Raw genomic sequence first — 6,673 nt, forward strand, 5'->3', positions numbered from 1 at the left:
ACCATGCAGCGCTCCACCACCCAGGTCTTGTACCGGTACCTCCCGGATGCAGTTTTCACCCATGAGGAAGGCTTTTACGCCCAGGTCCACCGCATCGGTGGATCCCGGGTCAGCGACATCAACCAGATGGTGCTGCTCGACGAGGTCGCGGAGGCGAGGAGTCACTGGCGCCCTGACCAGGTCGGCATCCCCGACCCGCGGACCAACCCAGACGAATTCGTGATCCTCAGGCCTGAGGAGGTCGTATGGGACGTCTTCCCTTTGACCTTCGAGTGCACCGACTCCGGCTGCGGCCGCATCTCACGGTGGTGGCGCCAGGACAGGCTGATCAACGACACTAACTCCACCGGGCAACTTCGCTGCCCGCACTGCTCCTCGAAGCTGCGCCAGCTGCGATACCTGACTGCCCACAATTGCGGAGCAATGGGGCCCCTCCACACCCCGCGCTGCCCATCCTGCAACGACGCCTCCAACATGTACCTTGAGGACCGCGGTTCGTTTCGTTCATCATCGTGGCGGTGCCGTACCTGTGGCAGCGCTCTGAGCACCCGCTTCACGCCGTGTGACTGTGGGCAGTACGCAAGAGGGGGCGGCCAGCCCTACCGCCAGGGGTACACCGCCCGGGACCAGAGACTGTGGTACCCCCAGACCCTAACTATCTTGAACATCTCCAACCAGACTTACGACAACCTCCAACGCCACAACGACCGTGGCGTCGCCGCGCTGGCATCCTGGCTCGGGGACGAGCAGAACCTCGCCGTGTCGCTCACTGAGCTCGACCGGCCCACGACCAGCACACGTATGTCGGCCGAAAAGTGGGCCGAGACCGAAGCGCAGCTGCGGGCAAGTGGCATCGCCGAGGACGTCATCGACAACGTCCGCTCGATGCAGGGGCCAGCAACCGCCGGACCGGCGGCGATCGTGGCGGGCGTCAGCGCCGAGGTTATCGACATGGCTCGATCGCTGCGGATGGTCGAACGTGCCGGGCTGTTCGACCGCAACGTGATCGGTGATCGCCGCAGCTTCGAAGACATCGCGGCGAGCGCATCTGGGGCCGCGGCGGTCGCCGGCGTCTCTGCTGCTTCGGAAACCATGGCAGCCCTAGGTATCAACGACATCTCCGTAACACAACGCTTCCCGATTGTGGTCGCTAGCTACGGCTATACGCGAGTGGCGCGCGAAGCTGGTCAGGCGCATCTACGCACGTACGCGGCCCCACGCCAGTACGGCAACAGAACCCCAATCTTCGCCGTGCCTGCCAATACTGAGGCGCTCTTGATCACCTTCGATGCAGCGGTGATCCTCGGCTTCCTGCGGCACCACGGCCTGTGGGCGGGCCCGGTTACGGCGACGGCCCGCGACGCCAAGATAGCGGTCGCCGAGATCCTGGCAGCTGACCTCGATGTCGGTGGAGACGGGGCCGCGGGGGTTGTTCGTCGCCTGATCCACTCTGCATCACACGCTTTGCTGCGCGCTCTTGACGATGGGCAAAGCGGGTTCGGTGAGTCCAGCCTCGCGGAGTGGATCGTGCCCAACGCGCTGACTTCCGCAGTCTATGTCGCGTCCTACGCTGATTTCACGCTCGGAGCGTTCGACACTGTTCAGCGGCGTCGAATCGGACCGTGGCTCCATCGCGCGGCGGATTCGGTCGACCGTTGCGACAATGACCCGCTGTGCTCCCAGACCTCGACGCACCGGCCACATGCCGCCTGCGATCGCTGCCTGCACCTCTCCTTTGGATGTGGAACCTGGAACGCCGACCTCGACCGCAAGCTGTTGCGCCGCTTCTGGCTGTGGACGCGGCAGCGAGCCGCCACACCGTGAGCGGCCTTGTCGGGCTCGTACCCCTCGCCGAACTGCTCGCCGGTACCGTCGGCAGCCGTCAGGGCGCCGTCCGTCTCGCGGCGCAGATCTTCGATCGGGGAGCAGCGGCGCTACCGCGGGGCAGCGACAACGTGATCTACGCTGCCCGGAGGCAACTGGTTGCTGCCGGGGTAGTCACCGACAGCGGTGTACCGGTATCGCACAGGGCAGCGGAACTAGTGGTCGTTTGCGAGGTGCTGGCTGCCAGTACGCTGCCGAGCTGCGCGCCTCCCCCTCAGCCGCGACTGGTGCTCTCCGCCCCGGCCGGTACCGCACCAATCGCGGACGTGGAACGTCTCGATGGCCTTGTTCTCGACGTTATTCGCCGAGCCACTGACACGCTCCATGTTGGAGGGGCTTTCTGGAACGACCAAGGGTTCGAACTCCTTGAGGAACTCCTGCTCCCAGCGCTCACAGTTCGTTCCGTAACCGCAGTGATCTATGCGAACAGCCCGGCGGAGGAGCGCTTTCGCGGACCCCTTGAGGAACGCCTCGATCGACTTGTTGGCACTGGCCGGGTTGTTTTGCGCTGGTTCAGCGGTCCGCGGCCAACGATGCTCCACGCCAAGTTTGTGATTGCCGACCGTGGGCTGGGCTATCTCGGCACCGCGAACCTCACGTCTTGGGGACTCCAGGGCCACATCGAGGCGGGCGTCGAGCTGACCGTAGGCCAAGCTGAGCGGTTCGTCGTGTTCCTCGAGCAACTCGAGGCTGCTGGCCTGTTCGTGTCCGTGCCGCCCGTGTAGCAGGTCCTGTCATGTCGAGTAATCATTGTCCGCCACCTCAGGCATAGTGAAGCGGATGACCTTTCCAGTTGGCCCCCAACGCAGCGTGCTGCGGCACCTCGATGTGGCCAGAGTCAATGCCGGGGCACGTGCGGAAGCTCGGTCAAGGCAAACGGTCCTGCCGCCGATCACCACTTACCGGTGGTGGGCTCGACGCACAGAGGCCGTGACCGGCGCTCTTATCGACGCGGCCAACGTCGACCAACCAGGTCGGCTCGTTGTAGCCGATCCCTTCACCGGTGGCGGCGTGATCGCTTTGTCCGCGCTCCTCCGCGGCCACCAGGTCTATGCCCAAGACATCAATCTCTGGGCAGCCCAAAACCTCACCACGATGTTGTCGCTTCCGACGGCGGACCGCCTGGAGCCTGCGGCGGACCGCCTGCGCGTACTGGTATCGGACCTTCTCAACAGCGCATACGCCACGTTCTTCGAGGACGGCACCCCGGCGACAGTCGCGCACACCCTCCGCGTTGCGGTGGTCGCCTGCCCACGCTGCTCCGACGACGTGCGCCTCTTTCCGTCCGGGATTGTCAGTCTCACCGAACGCGTAGACGCCGGCGGAAGTACCGGATGGCTTGCCTGCCCATCAGGGCACCTCCAGCACGGAACAGCGGTTCGGCGCACGCGGTGCCGGACATGCAACCGACTCATTGACCCGACAGCGCGCTACACACTCCAGCGTCGGTTCCGTTGCCGGTGTGGCCATATTGGCCGGATCTGCGGTGCTGGGCCGATCCGCTGGGAGCCAGTTCTCGTCGAACGCACCGCCGCAGGCCGTCGCGAAATTGGCCCGCCATCGGATGCAGAGCTCGTCGCTGCTGCCGATGCTTCATGGCAGACACAACCTCACCTGCCCGCAATCCGCAACGGCACGGAGACCGCCGTGCTCCGCCGCTATGGGATGACACGCTGGGACCACATCATGCCGCGCCGCCAGCATGCAGTTCTGAATGCGCTGGTCGGCGCAATTGACTCCGCTGCCGCCGGGGACAGGACCATCGCGTCGGTGCTTTACGCGGCAGTGCTGAGCTCCGTCGAAATGGCCGGCTACCTGTCTCGGTGGGATCCGCGATATCTCAAGCCCTACGAGGCGATGGCCAACCACCACTACAACGTCACGACCCTCTCCGCCGAGCCAAATGTGTGGGGCGCCCCGCAGTCAGGGCGCGGCACCGTTGGACGGCGACTTGACCACCTCGCTAAGGCGGGAAACTGGTATGCCGAACGCCTCGGCCGCAGTCCCACGATCGTTGGGCCTCTGCCGGTGGGGCAGCGGCGCTCGGCCGGACCCGGCACGGATGACGTTCGAATCGTCGTGGGGTCAAGCACCCGGCTTCTCGCTTGCGACGACTCAATCGACCTAGTGTGCACGGACCCGCCCTATCACGACGACGTCAAGTACGGCGAACTCTCCGAGATCTTCCGGGCGTGGGCCGGGCTGGACCCCGCACGTCTCGACGGCGAGGCCGTCGTTTGCAACGACATCATCGACACAGCCGCCTACGAGGCGACGCTCGAACGGGCCTTCTGTGAGATGCGGCGTGCGTTGAAGTCCGGCGGCCACCTCGTCTTGTCCTACGCAAACCGGGAGCATGGAGCGTGGGCGGCGTTGTTCGGCGCCCTGCAGGGGGCCGGGTTCACAACGATCGGCTACCAGGTGGTCCTCGCCGAGAGCGATGTCAGCTACGCAAAGGCAAACCGTCGTGCGTGCAACCTCGACGTGATCCTCGACCTCGTGGTCGCGGATGGCCGCACACTCAAGCGGTTCAATCCATCTGCGGCGACGAACGTAACAGAGGAGGAGTCGTTCTGTCGCATGCTGGGGACGTTCGCCTTGCGGGTCGGCAGCCTCGAAGGTTCCTGGCGTCAGGAGCTAGAACGCGCTGTTACTACGCACCCTTTCGTGGCTAAGAAGAGGCTTTCCGGTCCTGACCGGCGAGAGGTCTGACCCGTAGCGAGTTTCACACTTTCCCGCCCCGGGCCATCCCGGGTTCCGGTCCCGATGCCGCTCAGGTCGGGCCCGCCGGGCACCCTGGCAGGTGATGCAAGCCGCGTTGGTCCCAGCCGAAACACGGCCTACGCCGCTCCCGCCGTTCGACCGGCTCGCATCCGACGGCCTTGCAGGCCGCGGACGCTCGCGGTCTCCCGGCGTCCGCGGCTCCAGCCGTGTTCCGCCTGGCCGTTCCGGTGGGGTTGCGTCGAGTGGGTGGGTTCTGCTTCGTGGTGAGTGTCATCGCGCTGCGGTCGGTTTGATGGAGCCGGGCATTGGGGCGCATGCTGCCGGGCAGTGCGGATCGGCGTGGGGTAGGTCGGTCGGTCTTCCTGTGACCTGGACTTTTCAGTATCGCCGGTGCCGCAAAGGACCAGAAAAGAAGTTCCACCTTCGGTTACAGTTTTGGTTATCATGTCGGTATGTCCACCCGCCCCGTGTACCCCAACGATGCCCTCGCATTGGTGCTGGTAGAGCTGCGTCATCCACCAACCGAACCGCCCGCTCGCCCTGAACTGGCGGTGCTCAAGGAGATGTTGTCGCAATGGGTGCCGATCCTAGAACGCGAGGAGGGAAGGCAGTTCAACATCGGCACCGGGGAGCAGGTCGCGTTCAGCATGCCCAAGCTGGTCGCGCGCGATCGCCACATCGCGATCACGTTCCGACCCGATGCAATGACGTTGGAGATGACCGACTACCCCGGCTGGGAAGTGTTCAACAAGATCATCACCGCGATGGTGGTGGCGCGTCAGGACGTGGCGCCTGTGGATGGCTGCGTCAGGGTTGGGTTACGTTACATCAACGAAGTGCGTGCTCCCCTCGGCGGGCACGGATGGTCTGAGTGGGTCGTCGACAGCCTGCTTGGACCGCAGGATCAGCTCGCTGAACTCAAGCTCACCCCTACCGCTCAGCAACATGTCGTGCAATGCGAAGCCACGGGCGCTGGTGACACCCTCACACTGCGGTATGGAGCGGCGAAGGGGGTGGTCATTCCGTCGACACTGACGCTTCAAAGACTCAAGGAGCCGAAAACGCAAGAGGAGGACTTCTTTCTCATCGACATAGACAGCGCCTGGGCCGATCCCCACAACCGCGTCCCACCGCTTGACTCCGAGCTTGTCGACGCTACGGCGCAACGCTTGCACGAACCGATCGGACCGCTGTTTGAATCCTTGATTAAGCCGGATCTTCGGACCAAAGTGCTCCAACAGCCAGGAGAGGAGTGAACATGTCTACCTCATTTGTCGGTGGGAACCTGCAGGATGACACCACCTCTGGGACAGATGATTACCGTCTTCGCAAGCTGCCAGAAAGCACGCCTTCGTCTCTATGCGACACAGCCGATGTAATCTACCGCCGCGCGTCCGACCTCAAGGATGAGATGCGCGGCGTGCGCCAGAGGACGCACAAGGTCCGCTTGGATGAGAAAACCGTCGAACGCTCCCACATCGGGTCGACTCAGGCCCTCGAACAACTTGCGGATTACGGCTTTGCCTGGCGCGACATCGCTCGACTAGTCGGTGTGAGCGTTCCCGCACTGGCCAAGTGGCGCAAGGGTGCTGGCGTGAGCGGAGAGAACAGGCTCAAGCTCGTCCGTCTCCTGGCGCTCGTCGACATGTTGGCGGATCGCTTCATCGACGAACCCGCGTCGTGGCTTGAAATGCCGATCACTGCGGAAGTCGGGGTGACGCGGATGGACCTACTTGAGCGTGGCAGGTTCGATCTCGTGCTTGACCTGGCCAGCCCGCACACGGCGGACGGCATCACCGAATACGTTCTCGGCGAGGTCGACCCAGATTGGCGAAATAGTCATCTCGACAGCGCCTTTGAGTCCTATGTCGCAGATGATGGGGCGGTTTCCATTCGGTTCAAAGGGTGACGCATGACGGAGCTGGAGACCCCGGACGACCCCGAGTCGATCTATCTTGCGCGCGAAGGGGAGATTGGCACGTACCGTCTGAATCCCCCCGGTGAGTCCGGAGGCTCCACTTCTTGTGAAGGATGGAGTCATGTCAGAAGGTTCTCCGCGTAGGTA

Annotated in this window: 5 protein-coding genes; all 5 read left to right on the top strand. The window is 64.0% G+C overall.

The features are described 5' to 3' along the window. The first annotated feature begins 3 nt into the window (after positions 1–3). The 5 genes from BST10_RS20040 (at position 4) to BST10_RS20060 (ending at position 6,517) form a co-directional block, all read left to right on the top strand. On the top strand, positions 4–1,824 hold the full coding sequence (locus BST10_RS20040) for a hypothetical protein (protein WP_083040213.1): 1,821 nt from the start codon (positions 4–6) through the stop codon (positions 1,822–1,824). Next, complete coding sequence (locus BST10_RS20045; protein WP_163762376.1) at positions 1,821–2,609, top strand: phospholipase D-like domain-containing protein; 789 nt, start codon at positions 1,821–1,823, stop codon at positions 2,607–2,609. Before BST10_RS20040 ends, BST10_RS20045 begins: the two co-directional genes overlap by 4 nt. Positions 2,610–2,664: 55 nt before the next feature. After that, positions 2,665–4,596, top strand: a complete 1,932-nt coding sequence (locus BST10_RS20050; protein ID WP_133054458.1) for a hypothetical protein — start codon at positions 2,665–2,667, stop codon at positions 4,594–4,596. A 464-nt stretch (positions 4,597–5,060) separates the two neighbouring features. Next, complete coding sequence (locus tag BST10_RS20055; RefSeq protein WP_109559596.1) at positions 5,061–5,864, top strand: TIGR04255 family protein; 804 nt, start codon at positions 5,061–5,063, stop codon at positions 5,862–5,864. Positions 5,865–5,866: 2 nt separating this feature from the next. Further along, on the top strand, positions 5,867–6,517 hold the full coding sequence (locus BST10_RS20060) for a transcriptional regulator (protein ID WP_083040217.1): 651 nt from the start codon (positions 5,867–5,869) through the stop codon (positions 6,515–6,517). The last annotated feature ends 156 nt before the right edge of the window (positions 6,518–6,673 follow it).

It is taken from the genome of Mycolicibacter algericus DSM 45454, from assembly GCF_002086455.1.
Taxonomy (GTDB): Bacteria; Actinomycetota; Actinomycetes; order Mycobacteriales; family Mycobacteriaceae; genus Mycobacterium; species Mycobacterium algericum.